We start from the raw sequence: 19,210 nt of genomic DNA on the forward strand, positions 1-19,210 counted from the left end.
TGCCCGTTTATGTGAGCAAGGCGCGCCTCGACAAGCGAAAAGAGCGCAAGCGTGGCTCCGGGTCAAAGTGGTTTGCGCGCGAAAATGCATGTCATCCATGCGGCACGGGCTTGTCGTGGCACAATTGCCTCGCAAATGGACCAGCAGACTTTTGAGGAGATCGCAATATGGATGTGCGCGCCGCGGTGGCCTTCGAGGCCGGCAAACCACTTGAAATCACGAACGTTCAGCTCGAGGGCCCGAGAGAGGGCGAAGTGCTCGTCGAGGTGAAGGCGACCGGAATTTGCCACACCGACGAATTCACTCTGTCGGGCGCCGATCCCGAGGGACTCTTCCCGTCAATTCTGGGGCACGAGGGTGCAGGCGTGGTGGTCGATGTCGGGCCGGGCGTCACAAGCGTCAAGAAGGGCGACCACGTCATTCCGCTCTATACGCCGGAATGCCGCGAATGCCCCTCCTGCCTGTCCCGCAAGACCAACCTTTGCACGGCGATCCGTTCCACGCAGGGCCAGGGATTGATGCCCGACGGCACGTCGCGGTTCTCGATCGATGGCAAGCCACTGCACCACTACATGGGCACGTCCACCTTCGCGAATTTCACGGTGCTGCCGGAGATTGCGGTCGCGAAGGTGCGCGAGGACGCCCCATTCGACAAGATCTGCTACATCGGCTGCGGGGTGACGACAGGTGTCGGTGCCGTCGTCAACACGGCGAAAGTCGAGCCCGGCGCTACGGCCATCGTCTTCGGTCTCGGCGGGATCGGCCTCAACGTGATTCAAGGGCTGCGGCTGGTCGGCGCCGACATGATCATCGGCGTCGACCTCAACAATTCCAAGAAGGAATGGGGTGAGCGCTTCGGCATGACCCATTTCGTCAATCCGAAGGAGATTGGCGAGGACCTCGTCCCCTATCTCGTCAACCTGACGAAGCGCGGCGCAGACCAGATCGGCGGGGCCGATTACACCTTCGACTGCACCGGCAACGTCACGGTCATGCGCCAGGCGCTCGAATCCGCGCATCGTGGCTGGGGTCAGTCGATCGTGATCGGCGTAGCGCCGGCAGGCGCGGAAATTTCTACGCGGCCGTTTCAGCTGGTGACCGGCCGCACATGGAAAGGCACGGCCTTCGGCGGCGCAAGGGGGCGGACCGATGTTCCCAAAATCGTCGACTGGTACATGGAGGGCAAGATCGACATCGACCCGATGATCACCCACCTCTTGTCCCTCGAAGACATCAATCGCGGCTTCGATCTGATGCATGCGGGTGAATCGATTCGCAGCGTCGTCGTCTATTGAGGCGTTCGTCGCCGCAGCTAAGGGAGATCTCCGTGGAGACCATTTCGACCTGGGCCGCTCATGGCGGCACGCAGGGCGTCTACAGCCATGCCTCTGAAGCGACGGGAACCGAGATGACCTTTGCCGTCTTCGTTCCTCCGCAGGCGAAGGTCGCGCCCTGCCCCATCGTCACCTATCTGTCAGGGCTCACCTGCACCCATGCCAACGTCATGGAGAAGGGCGAATACCGCCGCGCGGCGGCCGAGCACGGCCTGATCGTCGTCTGTCCAGATACGTCGCCCCGAGGAGAGGGCGTCGCTGATGACGACGCCTATGACATGGGTCAGGGCGCAGGCTTCTATCTCGACGCGACGGAAGAACCCTGGGCGCAGCATTTCCGCATGGAAAGCTATGTCCGGGACGAACTTCCGGCGGTGATTGCAGCGAACTTTCCCGTCGATACCGAGCGACAATCGATCTTGGGCCATTCGATGGGCGGGCATGGGGCTTTGACGCTGGCGCTCAAAAATCCTGGACGCTACCGAGCATGTTCGGCCTTTGCGCCGATCGTGGCGCCGATCGAGGTGCCATGGGGCCAGAAAGCCTTGCCTACCTATCTCGGGAGCGATGAGCAGAGCTGGAGGCCGTATGACGCCTGCGCGTTGATCGCCGACGGCGCGCGCTTTTCAGAATTTCTCGTCGACCAGGGAACGGGTGACAATTTTCTGGCTGAGCAGCTTAGGCCGGAGCTCTTCGAAAAGGCCTGCGCCGCAGGAGGCATCCCGCTGACGCTTCGTATGCAGCCGGGCTACGATCATTCCTATTATTTCATCTCCACCTTCATGGAGGATCACCTGACCTGGCATGCCAAGCGCCTGAAGGGCTGAGGGCGTGTGCAAACGAGCCCTCTCCTCAATGCGTGCGCATCTGGCAGCCTTTATCGGCAGCCAAGCGCACGCTCGGCGCGAATGATCGCCTCGACGTTCCCTCGCTCGATCGCGCTCATTCTGACGCGGCTTTGATCTCGCTCCCAGCAGTCAGAATTGTCGAAGTTTACCTGCCCGCGCGCAGTGCGGAAGCAATACCCATTCTCGTCGAAAATCCTGTTGCGGATATACCAGAGATCACTGCACCGCATCGAGCGTAAGGCGCCCTGCTCGAAACGATGCGTGTCGGTGCAACCAAGCCCATCGAAGCAATCGGCTCGCGCACCACCGCCGAGTGCGATCAGAAACCCTATTGGCAACAGGAACTTCAACATAGACGCGAGCCTCCAACGCGGTTCGTCGAGCGGTCTGAAAAGGCAAATCCTCAGACTGAAACCGCCCGCCTTTTTTTCTCAAGAACTATTCCGGACTATACAGTACTATAATTTTGAAAACATCTGCGTTTATTGATGCTCTTACTGTCTCTCCACGAGACCGGCAAATGATATCATGCTATGTCTTGTGCGAATGTCGTAGAGGGAGGGGCTCGTGCGCACATTCCATATCGAGATCATCAAGCCGTCGCATTACGATAAGGATGGTTATGTCATCCAGTGGTGGAAGGCGTGGATTCCATCCAATTCACTCGCCTGCCTCAATGCCATTGCGCGTGCGAGCGCCGAGCAGCAAGTGCTCGGCTCGGATGTTGCAATTGAGGTGAATGCCTATGACGAGATGAATATCCGGGTGCCGGTGGAGGAAATCTCCGCGAAGATCGGGCAATCGGGGCATTCCGGTCTCGTCTGTCTCGTCGGCGTGCAGTCCAACCAGTTCCCGCGGGCAATGGCCCTCGCCAGGCGTTTTCGAGCTGCGGGCGTGCCGGTCGCCATCGGTGGCTTTCATGTTTCCGGCTCTCTCGCGATGCTGAAGGAATTGTCGCCGGAACTTCAGGAGGCGCTCGATCTCGGCGTCATCCTGTTCGCCGGCGAGGCCGAAGAGCATTTCGACAGCTTGCTCTGCGACGTCGATAACGGCGCAGCGCGGCTGATCTACAATTACATGGACGACCTTCCTAATCTGCAGGGCCAGACGACGCCCTATCTGCCGCAGCGGCTCGTCAAGCGCTATGACGGCGTCGTCTCTTCCTTCGATGCCGGGCGCGGCTGTCCGTTTCAGTGCTCGTTCTGCACGATCATCAACGTCCAGGGCCGCAAGAGCCGCTGGCGTGACGCCGACGATATCGAAGCGTTCGTGCGGAAGAACCGCGCGGACGGGATCAGGCGCTTCTTCGTCACTGATGACAATTTTGCGCGCAACAAGAACTGGGAGGCGATTTTCGATCGCTTGATCGCGCTGCGCGCCGAGGGATGTGGCATAGACTTCCTCATTCAGGTCGACACCTTGGCGCACAAGATCCCGGGCTTCGTCGAAAAGGCGGCCCGGGCCGGCTGCAGGTTCGTCTTCGTCGGGCTGGAAAGCGTCAATGCCGAAAACCTTCTTCAGATGAAGAAGAACCAGAACCGGATCACCGAATACCGAAAAATGTTTCAGGCGTGGAAGTCGGCCGGCGTCATCACCTATGCCGGCTATATTATGGGGCTGCCGGGTGACACGCCCGAGACACTGAAGCGCGATATCGAAATCGTACAGCGCGAGCTGCCGGTCGACGTTCTCGAATTCACCATGCTGACACCGCTGCCAGGCTCGGAAGATCACAAGAACGGCGTCGAGGCCGGCACCTGGATGGATCCTGACCTCAACAAATACGATCTGGAATCGGTGACTATCGGGCATCCCAGGATGAGCGCCGATGAGTGGCAGCGGGCCTATCGCGACATTTGGGACTGGTACTACACAGACGAGCATGTCGAGCGGATCATGCGCCGCAACGTCGCCTACGGCATCAAGCCGGTGAAGATCTGGCACTCCGTTCTGCAGGTTTATGGGGCGCCGAAGTTCGAAGGCGTCCATCCGCAGCAATGCGGCTATTTACGCCGCAAGGACCGTCTTGAAAGGCGCCCCGACATGCCACGGCCGGCAGCGGCTGTCTTCTATCCTCTCTATCTTGCCGAAAGCGCCGCAAAATATCTGCGCTTCGGCGCCTATGCCTGGAAGATCCACCGGATGCGCAAACGCATTGCACGTGACCCTGAGGCGAAATCCTACAGCGATCTTGCGATCACGCCGGTCATCGACGCGGAAACGGAGACGCTGGAGATGTTCGCGCTCAATGATCAGGCGCGGGCCGCAGTGGAAAAGGCGCGACGGCAGGCGCAGGAACGACGCCAGAGAGACATTCTGGCATCGAACGAGGCAGACCCGCTGGCGAACACAGGTTGATCTCGCGCGTTGGCTTTTAGGCCGGGGCTGCGTCGAGAAGCTTCATTTCCACCTTCTCTTGTCCGCCCCAGCGGTTGAGCGAGAGCGTGCCCGCAATGTGCATCGCCTCCCCTCTTGCCGACAGAAGGGCAAGGCCGAGCGGTGTTTCGGCTTCGCGAAACGCCATCACCTTGATCTTTCCTCCGCCGCCGGAGCGAAGCTCGAGACGGATATGCCCGTTGCCGACGGTGTCGACATAGGCGATGCGATGGGCGGGCAATACGAAGACCGGCGACGGGTGCCCGGCACCATAGGGGCCGCATTTTTCAATCTCGGCAAAGAACTCCTGGCTCGCCCCATCGGCGGTGACGAGGCCGTCGATCTCCAAGCAATCGTCGATGAGGGCTGTTTCGACAGATCTTTCCAACTCTGCAGTCAAAAAGCTCTGTAGCGCGTCAAGCTTTTCCCTGAGAACGGTCACACCCGCCGCCATTTTGTGACCACCGCCTTTTTCCAGAAGCCCCGCACCAAGCGCGGCACGAACAGCGGCTCCGAGATCGACGCCCGCGATCGAACGGGCTGACCCAGTGCCTTTCCCGCTCGGACCGTCGAAGGTGATGGCGAGGGCTGGGCGTTGGAAACGCTCTTTGAGACGCGAGGCGACCAGACCGACGACGCCCGGATGCCAGGTCTCACCGACCACGACGAGAATGGACGGTGTTTCTCCCGTCCGAGCGATGGCCGCGTCCGCTTGCGCGCAGGCGTCAGCGACGGCGTCAGCCTCGATCGCCTGGCGTTCCGAATTCAGGCGTTCGAGCGTGGCGGCAAGGCTTTCGGCTTCGGCGGCGTCCCGCGTCGTCAGGAGCCGCGCGCCAAGACCGGCTTCACCGATGCGTCCGCCGGCATTGATGCGCGGTCCGAGGAGAAAGCCGCAATGGCTGGTTTCGACGGGTCCTTTGAGGCGCGCTGCTGCGGCCAGCGCCTGCAGTCCCGGACGTCCCCCGTGGCGTAACGCGACGAGACCCTTGGTCACGAAGGCCCGGTTGAGACCCGTCAGCGGAACGACGTCACAGATCGTGCCGAGGGCGACGAGATCGAGGCCAGAAAGGAGATCCGGCAGAGCGCCATTGTAGCGACGGCGGCGCAATTCCCGCAGGAGGGCGACGGAGGTCATGAAGACGAGACCGACGGCTGCGAGATGTCCGAGGCCCGACAGACAATCCTGCCGGTTGGGATTGACGAGAGCGACGGCTTTCGGTCGATCGAGCCCCATCTGATGATGGTCGATAACAACGACATCGACGCTGCGCGCATGTGCGCGCTCCAGAGCTTCAAAGCTCGTCGCGCCACAATCGACCGTGACGATCAGCTCTGCACCGGCATCGATAAGACGGTCGATCGCCTCCGGGTTCGGCCCATAGCCTTCGATCAGCCGGTCGGGAATGTAGATCTCGGGCGTGAGCCCCAGCCCGCAGAGCGTGTCTGAAAGAAGGGCTGCCGAGGTGGCGCCATCCACGTCGTAATCGCCGAAGATTGCCACTTTCTCGCGACGCTCGACGGCATCCGCGAGACGCTTTGCGGCCAGATCCATATCCATGAGACAGGAGGGGTCCGGCATGTCTGTCTTCAGCGACGGACTCAGAAACGCTTTCGCCCCGTCGTCTGAGATGCCGCGCCCGGCAAGGACGCGACAGATGCTCTCGGACAAGCCGGTGCGTTGCGCGAGAGCCGTCGCCGCCGCCTCACCACGCGCATCCAAGCGCATGCGCCAGGCCCGCCCCTTCAGGGACGCTTCGACGCCGAGACAGACCCCCGGCGCTTCAAGGTTACGAGATGATTCGGGTCGACCCCACATCTGGGCATTATGCGGCAGCAACCGGCCCCCTACTACCACCGCGCCACGAGGTAGCGACGACGGTCCCCGCCTTTTCTACGGCGACGCAGTGGTCCAGGATCGAAGGTTTCGCGCAAATGCCGTGGATCAGTCGATGAACTCGAACTTATCTTCCACAATGTGCTTGGCGCGCACCCATCGCTGCGTGCCCGTATGCGAGCGGGTGACGATGGTGTGGGTCATGGCAACACCGCGGCGGAAGCTTACGCCCTGCAGGAGATTGCCATCCGTCACGCCGGTGGCTGCAAACAGAACGTCGCCTGACGCCATATCTAGCTTTGAGTAGATCCTGCGCGGCTCGCTGATCCCCATGCGTTCGGCTCGTGCGCGCTTCTCGTCCGTATCGAGGGTGAGACGGCCCCAAATCTGTCCGCCCATGCAGCGCAAAGCGGCTGCGGCCAGAACACCTTCAGGCGCACCGCCTGAGCCGATGTAAAAATCGATCCCGGTCGTCTCCGGATCTGTTGTGTGAATGATGCCCGCCACATCGCCGTCACCGATCAGGCGGATGGCCACACCCGTATCACGCACCGCCTCGATCAGTTTCTGATGACGCGGCCGGTCGAGAATGCATGCCGTAAGCTCATGCGGACGGACGTCCTTTTCCTTGGCGATGCGGCGCACGATCTCCGCGGGCGGCATATCGAGCTCAATGAAATCTTCCGGAAAGCCCGGGCCGATGGCGAGCTTGTCCATGTAGACGTCAGGCGCGTTCAGCAGGCCATTGCGATGCGTGATCGCAATGACGGCGAGAGAGTTGGGAAGATTCTTCGCGCAGATCGTCGTGCCTTCGAGAGGATCGAGAGCGATGTCCACTTCGGGGCCGTCTCCGTTACCGACCTCTTCACCGATGAAAAGCATCGGCGCCTCGTCGCGTTCGCCCTCTCCGATGACGACACGGCCGCGAATAGACAGGCGGTTCAGTTCGTTGCGCATCGCGTCGACAGCAGCCTGATCGGCCGCCTTTTCATCGCCGCGACCACGCATCATGGCGGCCGCAACGGCTGCGCGCTCGGTCACGCGCACCAGCTCCAGCGTCAGAACTCGGTCCATCGCGGATAAATCGATATCGGCCATTTAGCCCTCCCTCAAAATGTTGGCGCTTAAAGCGCCTCAATCCGGATCATTTGGGGCCGGCCGACGATGTCACCCTCCCCCTCGATACGGCCCAATGCGTCACGCACGGCCTGCTCGGTCGTATCGTGGGTGATGATGGTCACAGAACGCAGATCGTCGGGGTTGCCGCGTGGCGCAGCGCCCGCAGGCCGATTTCTCTGCACGATTGAATCGAGCGAGATGCCGCCGTCTGCCATAGCGCGCGCGATCGCGGCGAAGGCGCCGACGCGGTCAGGCACCGACAAGCGCAGATAATAGCCGCCGGCATGGGCCCGCATCTGGGCCCGCTGATAAGGTTTGAGGCTCGCGACCGGCCGCCCGAAAGGCGGCGCGCGGAAGCCGCGAGCGCAATCGACGATATCGCCGACGACGGCAGACGCTGTTGCGTCACCACCAGCTCCCGGGCCTGACAGGACGACCTGTCCGATGAAGTCGCCTTCGACGGCGACCGCATTGGTGACGTCGGAGATCCGCGCGAGCTGCGAGTTTTTCGGCAGCATTGTCGGATGCACGCGCTGCTCGATGCCGCTATCCGTTTCCTGGGCGACGGCGAGAAGCTTGATGCGGTAGCCGAGCTCTTCAGCGGCTGCGATATCCTCGGCCGTGATCGAGGCGATGCCTTCCACGAAGATCGCGTCTTTGTTGAGCTCCACTCCGAACGCCAGAGAGGTGAGAATGGCAAGCTTATGCGCCGCGTCCAGACCGTCGATATCGAAGCTCGGGTCGACCTCCGCATAGCCGAGCTCCTGCGCATCGGCGAGACATTGCTCGAAGCTCAGCCCTTCGGCTTCCATGCGCGTCAGGATGTAGTTGCAGGTGCCGTTCAAGATACCGAAAAGGCGCGTGATGCGATTGCCGGCGAGCGCTTCTCGCAGCGCCTTGACGATCGGGATGCCCCCGCCGACGGCCGCCTCAAAGGCGAGTACGCCGCCGCCAGTCTCGGCAGCGGCAGCGAGTTCCAGCCCGTGCTTTGCCAGAAGCGCCTTGTTTGCGGTCACCACCGACTTGCCGGCATCGAGAGCGGCGCGCGTCGCCTCACGGCAGACGCCGTTTTCGCCTCCGATCAACTCGATGAAGCAATCGATGTCCGGTGATGACGCCAGCGCGACGGGATCGCTGTGCCAGCTGAGCCCGTCGAGCGAGATGCCTCGGTCCTTGTTCGGGTTGCGCGCGGAGACGGCGACGAGCCGCAACGGTCGTCCGGCACGGTCCGTCAGCGCCTCTTCATGATCTCGAAGAAGCCGTATGACGGATGTGCCGACCGTGCCCAACCCGGCCAGTCCGAGCCTGAGCGGCTGATCCATGGATGCCTTCCCGGAGAGAATTGGTAATTGTCAGGCCTTCGCCTTGAGCGGGACGACGTTGTGCAACGTTTCATCGGCCGTGGCAAGAAAACGCCGAAGGTTTCGCGCCGCCTGACGGATGCGTTGTTCGTTTTCCACGAGTGCGATCCGGACGTGGCCGTCGCCATGTTCGCCGAACCCGATGCCCGGAGCGACAGCAATATCTGCCTTCTCAATCAAGAGCTTAGAGAATTCGAGTGAACTCACGCCCTGAAAGCGCTCCGGCAAGGGCGCCCATACGAACATCGATGCCGCAGGCGCCGGAATGTCCCACCCTGCACGCGAGAACGACTCCACGAGGCAATCGCGCCGGCTCTTGTAGATCTCTCGCGCTTCATCGGCCGGGCTGTCGTCCTCATTGAGCGCTGCTGCCGCAGCCACCTGAATGGGCGTGAACGCACCGTAGTCGAGATAGGACTTCACCCGCGCAAGCGCTGCAATCAGCCGCTCGTTGCCGACGGCAAAGCCCATTCGCCAGCCGGGCATCGAGAAAGTTTTGGACAGCGACGTGAATTCAACGGTCACATCCATCGCCCCCGGCACCTGCAGAACCGACGGCGGCGGATTGTCGTCGAAATAAATCTCCGCATAGGCAAGGTCGGAGAGAACGAAGATGTCGTTGCGGCGAGCGAAGGCGACGACGTCGCGGTAGAATTCGAGATCCGCGACATGCGCCGTCGGATTGGACGGATAGCAAAGAATGACGGCGATCGGCTTCGGGATGGAATGGTGCACGGCCCGTTCCAGCGCGTGAAAGAACTCCGGGCCCGGTTCGGCCGGCACGTGACGGATCGCTCCGCCCGCCATCAGGAAGCCGAAGGCGTGAATCGGATAGCTCGGATTGGGAACGAGAACGACATCGCCCGGCGCGGTAATGGCCTGAGCCATATTGGCGAAGCCTTCCTTGGAGCCAAGAGTCGCCACGACGTGGCGTTCCGGATCGAGCTTCACACCGAAGCGGCGTTCGTAATAGGCCGCTTGTGCACGTCGAAGTCCCGGAATGCCTTTGGAGGCCGAATAGCGATTGGTGCGCGGCTTCTGGACGGTCTCAATCAGCTTGTCGATGATGAAGGCCGGCGTCGGAAGGTCCGGATTGCCCATACCAAGATCGATGATGTCGGCGCCGCCGGCTCGAGCGGCGGCCTTGAGCCTGTTGACCTGCTCGAAAACATAGGGTGGCAACCGCTTGATCTTGTGAAATTCGTCCATTGTCCTTCATCCATTTGCAATCGAAGACTGGGTTCGCCGTTCCAGCTTCGCTGCCGTCACGTTATTGCATGTTTGCAGAGTTTTCGCGAATTTTCTCAGCCGTCTCTTTTTGATTTTGCTGAACAAGGCGCCGCAATTCCGCTTCGCGGGCAGTGAGTTCTTGCTGCTTGCGGCCATTGGCGCCACGACGCGCGGCAGCAATCTGTTCAAGCTCCGCCTTCAGCGCGGCGACGTTGCGGGTCGGTCTGACGAGCATCCTCGGCGGCACGGCCGTGTCGAACACACCCGGGAACTCCCGAGGGTTCGCATCTTCGGCGGCAGCGCGCGCACGGATATCTGCGACGGTGTGATCGAATGCCGCCGCCTTTTGAGGATCGCTCGGCCTTTTCGGCGGCGTGCTGCTCTCTTTGAGTCCCGTGAGCGCAGGGCTCTCGCAGGCAGTGAGCGCGAAGAGTGCGACGGCAGCAACGCCCAGCCCTCTCCATCCGCCGATCGGACGCAGGCGACTATGACGACAGTTTTGAGCTAGGAAACGCAATTGACGCTCTCGGCCTTGCTGAGTTCGAAGGAGGCGGCTGCTGTGCTATATCGCATAAGGCGCTCGGATCACCCCTAATAAGGTAATTGTGTCAGGATGGCGGAGAAAAAATCACGCAAAGAGCGGGAGGATGTCACAGAGGAACGGTCGGACAAGCCGCTGCCCACCTCTTACATCGCTGCCGATCCGGAAGTCTTTGCCCGCAATATGGCTCGCGCCTTCGAGGAGGGCGGAAAGGCGCTCGCGGCCTATCTGCGCCCCCGCGAAACGGGACAGACAGGGGCCGACCAGCTGGCCGAGCACACGGCTGAGGTGATGAAGACGATCAGCCATGTCGGGCAATATTGGATGTCGGATCCGGCTCGAACCATCGAAGCGCAGACCAAGCTCTGGGCACAATATCTGTCGATCTGGAACAACGGCCTGCGCAAAGCCATGGGCGATGGCGCGGAGACGCAGCAAAACGCTGTTCCCGACAAGCGCTTTGCAGACCCGGACTGGTCGCAGAACCCGATGTTCGACGTCTTGAAACAACTCTACCTTGCGACCTCGCGCTGGGCCGAGGACCTTGTTTCGGATGCCGAAGACGTCGATCCGCACACACGCCAGAAAGCGCGTTTTTATGTGCAACAGATCGCCAACGCGCTGTCGCCTTCGAATTTCGCCATGACCAATCCCGAGGTGCTCCGCGCGACCGCAGAGAGCAACGGCGAGAATCTGGTGCGAGGCATGCACATGCTGGCGGAAGATATCGCCGCCGGCAAAGGCGAGCTGCGTGTGCGCCAGACCGATGCGACAGCATTCAAGATCGGCGAGAACATCGCCACGACGCCTGGGAAGGTCGTTGCCCAGAACGAGCTCTGCCAGGTGATTCAGTACGAGGCCACGACAAAGAGTGTCTTGAAGCGACCGCTCCTGATCGTGCCGCCATGGATCAACAAATTCTACATCCTCGATCTCAACAGCGAGAAGAGTTTCGTCCGCTGGGCGGTCGAACAGGGACACACGGTCTTTGTCGTCTCGTGGGTCAATCCCGATCGGCGGCACGCGGACAAGACCTTCGAACATTATATGAAGGAGGGCATTTTCTATGCCCTCGACGTCGTCGAACGCGCTACCGGTGAGCGCAAGGTGAATGCGATCGGCTATTGCGTCGGCGGCACCCTTCTCGCAGTCGCCCTCGCCTACCTCGCAAAGGGACGCAGCAAGCAGCGAATCGCCAGTGCGACGATGTTCGCCGCCCAGGTCGACTTCACCTATTCGGGTGATCTGAAACTGTTTGCCGACGAAGAGCAAATCGAGACGCTGGAGGAAGACATGGCCGAGCGCGGCTATCTCGACGGCTCGAAGATGGCGACGGCCTTCAATCTTTTGCGATCGAACGATCTCATCTGGCGGTATTTCGTGAGCGACTACATGCTCGGCAAAGAGCCGCTGCCTTTCGACCTTCTCTACTGGAATTCCGATTCCACGCGCCTGCCCGCAGCGAACCACTCCTTCTACCTGCGCAACTGCTATCTTGAGAACAACCTGTCTCAGGGGCGCATGAAGATCGGTGATAAGATGCTCGATCTCAGCCGGGTGACGATCCCCATCTACAATCTCGCCACCAAAGAGGACCACATCGCGCCGGCACGCTCGGTGTTTTTTGGCAGCCAGTTTTTCGGCGGACCCGTGCGCTTCGTCCTCACCGGCTCTGGTCATATCGCGGGCGTCATCAACCCGCCGGCGAAGAACAAATATCAATACTGGATCGATGGCGATGCCAATGGCGACATCGAATCCTGGATGGAGAAGGCCGAGGAGAAGCCTGGTTCCTGGTGGCCGGATTGGCAGCGCTGGATCGAGACGCTGGACGACAAACGTGTCGACGCCCGCGAGATCGGCGGGGGCAAGCTCCAGGCGCTCGAGGACGCTCCGGGCTCCTACGTCAAAATGAAGTGCTGACCTTGCCGTATTGTCGTCGCGACCCGATGTGAGAGCGTGCCCTTGCCCTCGGCAAACGGCGCATCATCATGCGCCGCATGATTCCATACCGCGAAGGACAACTATGCGCGTTCAAACTCCCCTGGTCATCCCGGCGCTCGCTGCCGGTTTTCTAAGCCTCACCGGCACGGCTTTCGCTCAGGATGCAGAGGCGGTCGCCCGCTCGCTCGAAGCGACCTTGTCACAGGGCGGCAAGATGACGGTCTCCCATGAGGGCGAGGTATCGGGCGGTGGCGATGAGGTCGCCATCAACGGCCTCACCCTGACGCCGAAGGACGGCGGCACCGTGATTGCATTCGATGAGGTGACCCTCACCGGCGTGGCCCAAGAAGACGACGGGTACACGGCCGACGAAATCGTCTTCGACGGCGGCTCTCTCTCCGGCGATGCGACCGGCACGATCGGCAATGTGAGGCTAGAAGAAGCAACTTTCGGTGAGAAAGCGGAAGCTGAGCAGGAAACGCCGGGTCTGCTGTTCCATCGCCTCGTCGGCAGCGACGTCAGCATTACGCCGGAAGACCGCAGCGAGCCCGTCACGGTGTCAGGCTTCACCATGACGAGCGAGGATATCGTCGACGGCGTGCCGCAGACGAGCCAGGGCAGCGTCGAGGATCTTATTGTCCCCGGTAGCTATGTTCCGGCCGACCAGAAGATGAAGCCTTCCGATCTCGGCTACGACGAGCTCGCTTTCGACATCGAATGGGCCGGCTCACGTGATCCTGAAAGCCAGGATTTGAAGCTCGACAAGATGTCACTCACCCTTAAGGACGGTGGCACCTTGATGATCGATGGCAATCTCGGCAACGTCGCCATGCCTGGGGCGGATGCGGCGGCCCAGCCGATGGCGGGCATTGCCACGATGAATGTGTCTGACTTCACGCTGCGCTACGAAGACGATTCGCTGACGGGGCGCATTCTCGACTATTTCGGCAAGCAGCAGGGCATGGACGGCGACAAATATGCTGAGCAGCTGGCTGCCGCGCTCCCCTTCATGCTGAGCGCCATGCAGAATGCCGATTTCCAGAAAGAGGTCTCTGATGCTGTCAGCACCTTCCTGCGTGATCCGCAGTCGCTGACGGTCGCGATCGCCCCGGATAAGCCCATGTCCGGTGCCGAGATCCTGCAGATTGCAGGCTCCGCCCCACAGACCCTTCCGGATGTCTTGAACGTCTCGGTCACCGCCAACCAAAACCGCTAACTCCAGACCCGTCAGAGCCGAGAGACAGTTCTATGCGTTGTTCATTTTCTGTTCGCGCGCCGCTTCTTTTGGCTTTGGCGGTGCTGCCGCCGAGCGGGGCCGTGGCAGATCCGGTTGGCGAGCAGGTGTTCCGTGACCTCGTGAGCGAGCTCGACGGCGTTCCAGGCTGGAGTGCCAGCGTCGGCAAGATCACGAGCGATGACGACGTGGTCGTGGGAACGGATGTGCATTTCGTTCGCACCGAGCCGCCGCTCGACGTCACTTTCGATGAGCTGCGGCTGGACCAGCCCCGCGAGAATGCAGGAGGGCTGTCGGCCGATAGCATCCAGGGGTCGGGCCTGAGTGTTGTCGGTGAAGATGTGTCTGTCGATGCACCGGTCCTTTCCGTCACCGGAATTGACGTGCCGAGCCTCGCGGATCTGAGTTTTGACCAGGACCGCCCCTTCTCTTCGCTGCGAACGCTGTATCAGCATCTTTCGGAAGTGTCGGTTGAACACGCCGAGATTCCGAAGCTGCATCAGGTTGTCCTGCCGCGCCTGACGACATCGCGTAAGCAGAGCGTTACCTATGAGGGGCTTGAGCTTCGCGACTGGAAGGACGGCGTTATCGCCCATTCGGCGGCAGGTCCGATCACGATGCGCACGGAGGGGGACAATCCGTCCACTGCCCGCGTCGCCTCGGTGCGCGTCGAGGAGACAAATTTTAACAGCGTGCTGCGTCTGCTTTCCGATGATGTCACCGGATCAGCCAGCGACGGGTCTGACGAATGGCAGAATGCCTTTGCTGAGATCTCCTATGCCGGCTTCAGCATCACGACCGAGAAAGGCGTTCGGGTCTCCATTGATGATATGAACCTGGCGGGCATTGAGACCCGGCGTCCGGACCAGCCCTATATCGAGACCCTCGAGCAGGCGATGCGAGAGGCGGATCGTGGGACCGACGGCGACACCGACGACCGGCAGGTCATGGAAGCCCTCACGACCTTCTTTGATGCGATGCGGCTCGGCGAATTCAAGATGCACCGCCTGGTCGCAGAAAAGACCGGAGAAGAGGCGGGGCGCACAGAAATTGCCGAGATCGGTGTGTCGAACCTCACAAGAGATGGTTTCGAACGAGCCTGGGGAACGGGTCTTCTGTCGGATTTTCCCGGTGCCTACATCAAACTCGACCGCTTTGCGCTCGCAGATCTCGTCTTTCCGCTGCCAAGCTCGGAGAGTCTTGCCGCCCTGGAAGGGGCCGAGACTGGTTCCCTGACGGAGGAAGAGAGACGGGCTTTTGCCACTCTTCCCTTCCAGATGGCACCGCAGATCGGCAGCCTCGACATGGAGGGGCTAGTCGTCGGCCAGAGCCGGCTTATGGCTGTCTCTGTCGATCGTATACAAACGAAGAGCGTTCCTTCGGATCGTCTTCTGCCTGAGCGGGGGGAGTTCAAAATTTCCGATCTTTTCGTGCCGGGCACCCTTTTGCGGCGAGACCCAAAGTCGGCCGTTCTCTTCGACGAGCTTGGATATGACGGGCTTCACATCAACCTCGACGGTGCGAGCCAGCTTAGCGAGGATGGAAGCCTTGAGACGACCACAGCCTCAGAGATCGCGGACGCAGCGGGATTGCAGATCGGGGCGAAGCTTACCGGCATCACCGAGGAGTGGGTCGTCGATCTGATGATGCAGCAGTTCGAGAATGACGATGACCCCGCGCCGCTTTTCGCGCTTCTGTCGAAATTGCGCCTGGAGCAAATGACCGTCGCGCTCACCGACCACTCCCTGATCGATCGGTCGTTCGCCTTTGCCGCGGAGAAGCAGGGCCAGCCAGCCGACCAGTACAAAGAGCAAATTGTTGGAGCACTGCCATTCCTGATCGGCACCGCAGCTCCGCCGAAGGTCGCTCAGTTCTTGGCGGGCCCTCTCAAAGACTTCCTGGAAAATGGGAACACGCTCGTCCTGACGCTGGCACCGCGAGCACCTCTGCCCTTGTCGGCTCTGGTGGACGTAGAAGACGATCCAGAAGCCCTACTCAAATTGCTCGGCGCGTCATTGGAGACAAGCGAGACGGCGCCGGAACGCCCACTCATCAAATAGGTGGACGTCCAGTCAGGATCCTTTCCGGCCGGCTCATCTGCCTGCGCGAAAGGACCTCCCTAACCTCGGATAATGTTGTGGAGCCGAGAGAGCCGCCTTTTGGCGGCTCCTGACGTCAGTCCTGCGGCGCAGTTACGCGAATGGAGAGCTCGCGGAGCTGCTTCGGTGTGACGGAGGACGGAGCACCCATCAAGAGATCGAGCGCCTGCTGGTTCATCGGGAACATCGTCACTTCGCGCAGGTTCTTCGCGCCGACGAGAAGCATCACGATGCGGTCGATGCCTGCCGCCATGCCGCCATGCGGAGGTGCGCCGTACTGGAGCGCCCGCAGCATGCCGCCGAACTTCTCCTCCAGCACCTCTTCAGGATAACCGGCGATCGCGAAGGCCTTCTTCATGATCTCCGCCTTGTGGTTGCGGATCGCGCCAGAGGCGATCTCGTAGCCATTGCAGACGCAGTCATACTGATAGGCCGGGATCGTCAGCGGGTCTTTGGTCTCGAGGGCTTCGAGACCGCCTTGCGGCATGGAGAACGGGTTGTGCGAGAAGTCGACCTTCTTCTCCTCGTCGTCCCATTCGTACATCGGGAAATCGACGATCCAAGCGAGAGCAAAACGGTTCTCGTCGATGAGATTGAGCTCACGTCCCGCCCGGTCACGCGCCTTGCCCGCGAAATCCGCGAAGATTTTGGGATTGCCGGCAACGAAGAAGACGGCGTCGCCCTCTTTGAGGCCGAGCTGGCTGCGGATCGCTTCGGTACGCTCTTCACCGATATTCTTGGCGACCGGGCCGGCACCCGTCAGCTTGTCCGCCTCGTTGCGGAAGAAGATGTAGCCGAGGCCGGGCTGACCCTCGCCCTGCGCCCAGGAATTCATCCGGTCGCAGAAGGCCCGCGAGCCGCCGCCAGGTGCCGGAATCGCCCAGACTTCAACCTTCGGGTCACGCTCGATCATGCCGGCGAAAACCTTGAAGCCGGAGCCTGCGAAATGCTCCGTCACCGCCTGCATCTCGATCGGGTTTCTGAGGTCCGGCTTGTCGGTCCCGTATTTGCGGATGGCATCGGCATAAGGGATCCGCGGAAAGACCTGGGTCACCTCGCGACCGTCAGCGAAGCTCTCGAAGATGCCCCGCATCACTGGCTCCATCGCCGCGAAGACATCGTCCTGCGTGACGAAGCTCATCTCGATGTCGAGCTGATAGAACTCGCCCGGTAGACGGTCGGCGCGCGGATCCTCGTCGCGAAAGCAGGGAGCGATCTGGAAGTAGCGGTCAAAGCCCGCGACCATGATCAGCTGTTTGAACTGCTGCGGCGCCTGGGGCAACGCGTAGAACTTGCCCGGATGGATGCGCGACGGCACCAGGAAGTCGCGCGCCCCTTCGGGCGACGAGGCGGTGAGGATCGGCGTCTGGAACTCGTTGAAGGCTACCCCGCCCATTAGCTCCCGCAGACGCGAGATGACGGCCGAGCGCTTCATGATGTTCTTGTGCAGGGTCTCGCGACGCAGATCGAGAAAACGATAGCGCAGGCGCGTATCCTCTGGATATTCCGGCTCGCCGAAGACCGGCATCGGCAGCTCCGGCGCTTCGGAGAGGATCTCGATCTCGTTGGCAAAGACCTCGATCTCGCCCGTCGGCAGATTTGGATTGACGACTTCCGGGGCGCGCGCCTTCACTTGGCCGTCGATGCGCACGCACCATTCGGCACGCAGTTTTTCAGCGCTCGTGAAGGCGGGCGAATCGGGATCGGCAACGATCTGCGTCAGACCATAATGATCACGCAGATCCATAAAGAGCAGGCCGCCGTGGTCGCGCACGCGGTGGACCCAGCCGGAGAGACGAACATTTTCACCGACATCGCTGGCGCGAAGCGCGCCGCAATGGTGGGAACGATAGCGATGCATGTTACCGCTTCTTTCGGGTTTTGAGACAGTGGTCCGAAACGGACAAATTCGGCCGGAGAAGCACAGAAGCACGGGCGTGTGTCAAGGGAGCGGGCGCTTCAGATTGGCTAGACCGCAGCTGCGATACGCCCCGCTGGATGGTGGGCTGGAACTGTCCCGCGAACTGCCAAAATCTGCCCAGGTGCGCCACGAAAGCGTGGCGACAGCTGCGTCGAGATTCGCTATAGAGCAGCGCAATGAGTGCCAAAAACGATTATCAAGTCATCACCGAAAGCGCGCAGCTTGCGGAGATTTGCCGCCGCTTTTCCGACTCGCCTTTTGTCTCGATCGACACGGAATTCATCCGTGAGACGACCTTCTGGGCTCGCCTTTGCCTGATCCAGATGGCGGATCCAGAAGTCGCGGTCATCGTCGACCCCCTGGCTGAGGGGCTGGATCTTGCACCCTTCTTCGAGCTGATGCGCAACGAGAAGGTCACCAAGGTCTTCCATGCCGCGCGGCAGGATGTGGAGATCTTCGTCAAGCTCGACGGCGCGGTCCCACAGCCTCTGTTCGACACCCAGCTTGCGGCCATGGTGTGCGGCTACGGCGATCAGATCAGCTACGATCAGCTCGTCTATCGCGTCACGGGCGTGCGGATCGACAAATCCTCCCGTTTCACGGATTGGCAACGGCGACCGCTCAGCCAAAAGCAGCTCGATTACGCTGTTTCGGACGTGACGCATCTTTGCGACGTCTACCGCTTCCTCAAAGCCAATCTGGAAGAACAGCAGCGAAGCGACTGGGTGGCAGAGGAACTGGCCGTTCTCAACGACATCGAGACCTATCGGACGCATCCAGAGAACGCATGGAAGCGGCTGAAGATGCGTGTCAGGAAACCGCGTCAGCTTGCGGTGATGCAAAAGGTTGCCGCCTGGCGGGAGAAGGAAGCGCAGCTCCGAGACGTTCCGCGTCAACGCGTCCTAAAGGACGAGGCGATCTACGAGATTGCGCTGCAGCAGCCGCGAAACGCCGAACAGATGGCACGATTGCGCGCCCTGCCCCGCGGCTTCGAGCGCTCGCACGCCGCTCAGGCGCTGATTGCAGCGGTCGAAGAGGCGCTCGCCGTTCCGGACGCAGACCTTCCGTCGATCCCGAAACCGCGCCCGGCCCCTGAGCATGCGAGCGCTTCGGCAGAGCTTCTCAAGGTGCTGCTGAAGATGGTTTCGGAGAAGCACGGTGTCGCTTCACGGCTTGTTGCGACGGTCGACGAGCTTGAGAAGATCGCCGCAGATGATGATGCCGATGTGCCCGCCATGAAGGGATGGCGGCGGCAGCTCTTCGGAGAACAGGCGCTCGCGTTGAAGCGTGGAGAAATGGCGCTCTTGCTCGGCAATGGGCGCGTGCGTGCTGTGTCGGTCGAAGATATGCAGATCGCCGCCGAATAGCA

General features: G+C 61.1%; 14 protein-coding genes. 7 read left to right on the forward strand and 7 right to left on the reverse strand.

Translation table 11 applies throughout. From position 1 onward, the window contains the following. Positions 1-167 precede the first annotated feature (167 nt). Entirely contained in the window at positions 168-1,295 is a 1,128-nt protein-coding gene (locus J2R99_RS15280; RefSeq protein WP_307155257.1) for an S-(hydroxymethyl)glutathione dehydrogenase/class III alcohol dehydrogenase, read from the forward strand. Between the two features lie 26 nt (positions 1,296-1,321). Next, complete coding sequence (gene fghA, locus J2R99_RS15285) at positions 1,322-2,161, forward strand: S-formylglutathione hydrolase (protein ID WP_307155734.1); 840 nt, start codon at positions 1,322-1,324, stop codon at positions 2,159-2,161. A gap of 50 nt (positions 2,162-2,211) precedes the next feature. Here the strand turns inward: fghA and J2R99_RS17770 are convergent, their stop codons facing one another. Beyond that, positions 2,212-2,535 (reverse strand): YARHG domain-containing protein, encoded by a 324-nt coding sequence (locus J2R99_RS17770; RefSeq protein WP_370872382.1) that lies wholly within the window; start codon positions 2,533-2,535, stop codon positions 2,212-2,214. A gap of 214 nt (positions 2,536-2,749) precedes the next feature. Between J2R99_RS17770 and J2R99_RS15290 the strand changes: the two genes are divergently transcribed. Beyond that, positions 2,750-4,540, forward strand: a complete 1,791-nt coding sequence (locus tag J2R99_RS15290) for a B12-binding domain-containing radical SAM protein (protein WP_307155258.1) — start codon at positions 2,750-2,752, stop codon at positions 4,538-4,540. Positions 4,541-4,556: 16 nt separating this feature from the next. Here J2R99_RS15290 and recJ read toward each other — a convergent pair whose 3' ends face one another. From recJ to J2R99_RS15315, 5 genes are all read right to left on the reverse strand, one after another. Further along, positions 4,557-6,374, reverse strand: coding sequence for a single-stranded-DNA-specific exonuclease RecJ (recJ, locus tag J2R99_RS15295; protein ID WP_307155259.1), 1,818 nt, complete (start codon positions 6,372-6,374; stop codon positions 4,557-4,559). Between the two features lie 126 nt (positions 6,375-6,500). Further along, a complete protein-coding gene (gene glpX / locus J2R99_RS15300) occupies positions 6,501-7,490 on the reverse strand; it encodes a class II fructose-bisphosphatase (RefSeq protein ID WP_307155260.1) in 990 nt (329 codons plus the stop codon). 26 nt (positions 7,491-7,516) lie between these two features. Then, complete coding sequence (locus J2R99_RS15305) at positions 7,517-8,833, reverse strand: homoserine dehydrogenase (RefSeq protein WP_307155261.1); 1,317 nt, start codon at positions 8,831-8,833, stop codon at positions 7,517-7,519. Positions 8,834-8,863: 30 nt separating this feature from the next. After that, complete coding sequence (locus J2R99_RS15310) at positions 8,864-10,081, reverse strand: LL-diaminopimelate aminotransferase (protein ID WP_307155262.1); 1,218 nt, start codon at positions 10,079-10,081, stop codon at positions 8,864-8,866. Positions 10,082-10,142: 61 nt separating this feature from the next. Then, positions 10,143-10,619: a hypothetical protein gene (locus tag J2R99_RS15315; RefSeq protein WP_307155263.1), complete on the reverse strand. Its 477-nt coding sequence runs from the start codon at positions 10,617-10,619 to the stop codon at positions 10,143-10,145. 96 nt (positions 10,620-10,715) lie between these two features. Here J2R99_RS15315 and J2R99_RS15320 point away from each other — a divergent pair, with 96 nt between their 5' ends. The 3 genes from J2R99_RS15320 to J2R99_RS15330 all read left to right on the forward strand — a co-directional run bounded on the left by J2R99_RS15320 (position 10,716) and on the right by J2R99_RS15330 (position 15,881). After that, complete coding sequence (locus J2R99_RS15320; protein ID WP_307155264.1) at positions 10,716-12,566, forward strand: PHA/PHB synthase family protein; 1,851 nt, start codon at positions 10,716-10,718, stop codon at positions 12,564-12,566. 103 nt (positions 12,567-12,669) lie between these two features. Further along, positions 12,670-13,803 (forward strand): aq_1923 C-terminal domain, encoded by a 1,134-nt coding sequence (locus tag J2R99_RS15325; RefSeq protein ID WP_307155265.1) that lies wholly within the window; start codon positions 12,670-12,672, stop codon positions 13,801-13,803. Between the two features lie 101 nt (positions 13,804-13,904). Beyond that, the gene (locus tag J2R99_RS15330) at positions 13,905-15,881 is read left to right on the forward strand and encodes an aq_1923 C-terminal domain (protein ID WP_307155266.1); all 1,977 of its coding nucleotides are present in this window, start codon (positions 13,905-13,907) and stop codon (positions 15,879-15,881) included. 115 nt (positions 15,882-15,996) lie between these two features. Here the strand turns inward: J2R99_RS15330 and aspS are convergent, their stop codons facing one another. Continuing rightward, positions 15,997-17,781, reverse strand: coding sequence for an aspartate--tRNA ligase (gene aspS, locus J2R99_RS15335; protein ID WP_307155267.1), 1,785 nt, complete (start codon positions 17,779-17,781; stop codon positions 15,997-15,999). Positions 17,782-18,017: 236 nt separating this feature from the next. Here aspS and rnd point away from each other — a divergent pair, with 236 nt between their 5' ends. After that, on the forward strand, positions 18,018-19,208 hold the full coding sequence (gene rnd, locus J2R99_RS15340; protein ID WP_307155268.1) for a ribonuclease D: 1,191 nt from the start codon (positions 18,018-18,020) through the stop codon (positions 19,206-19,208). Positions 19,209-19,210 lie beyond the last annotated feature (2 nt).

It is taken from the genome of Rhodopseudomonas julia (genome assembly GCF_030813515.1).
GTDB lineage: Bacteria > Pseudomonadota > Alphaproteobacteria > Rhizobiales > Afifellaceae > Afifella > Afifella julia.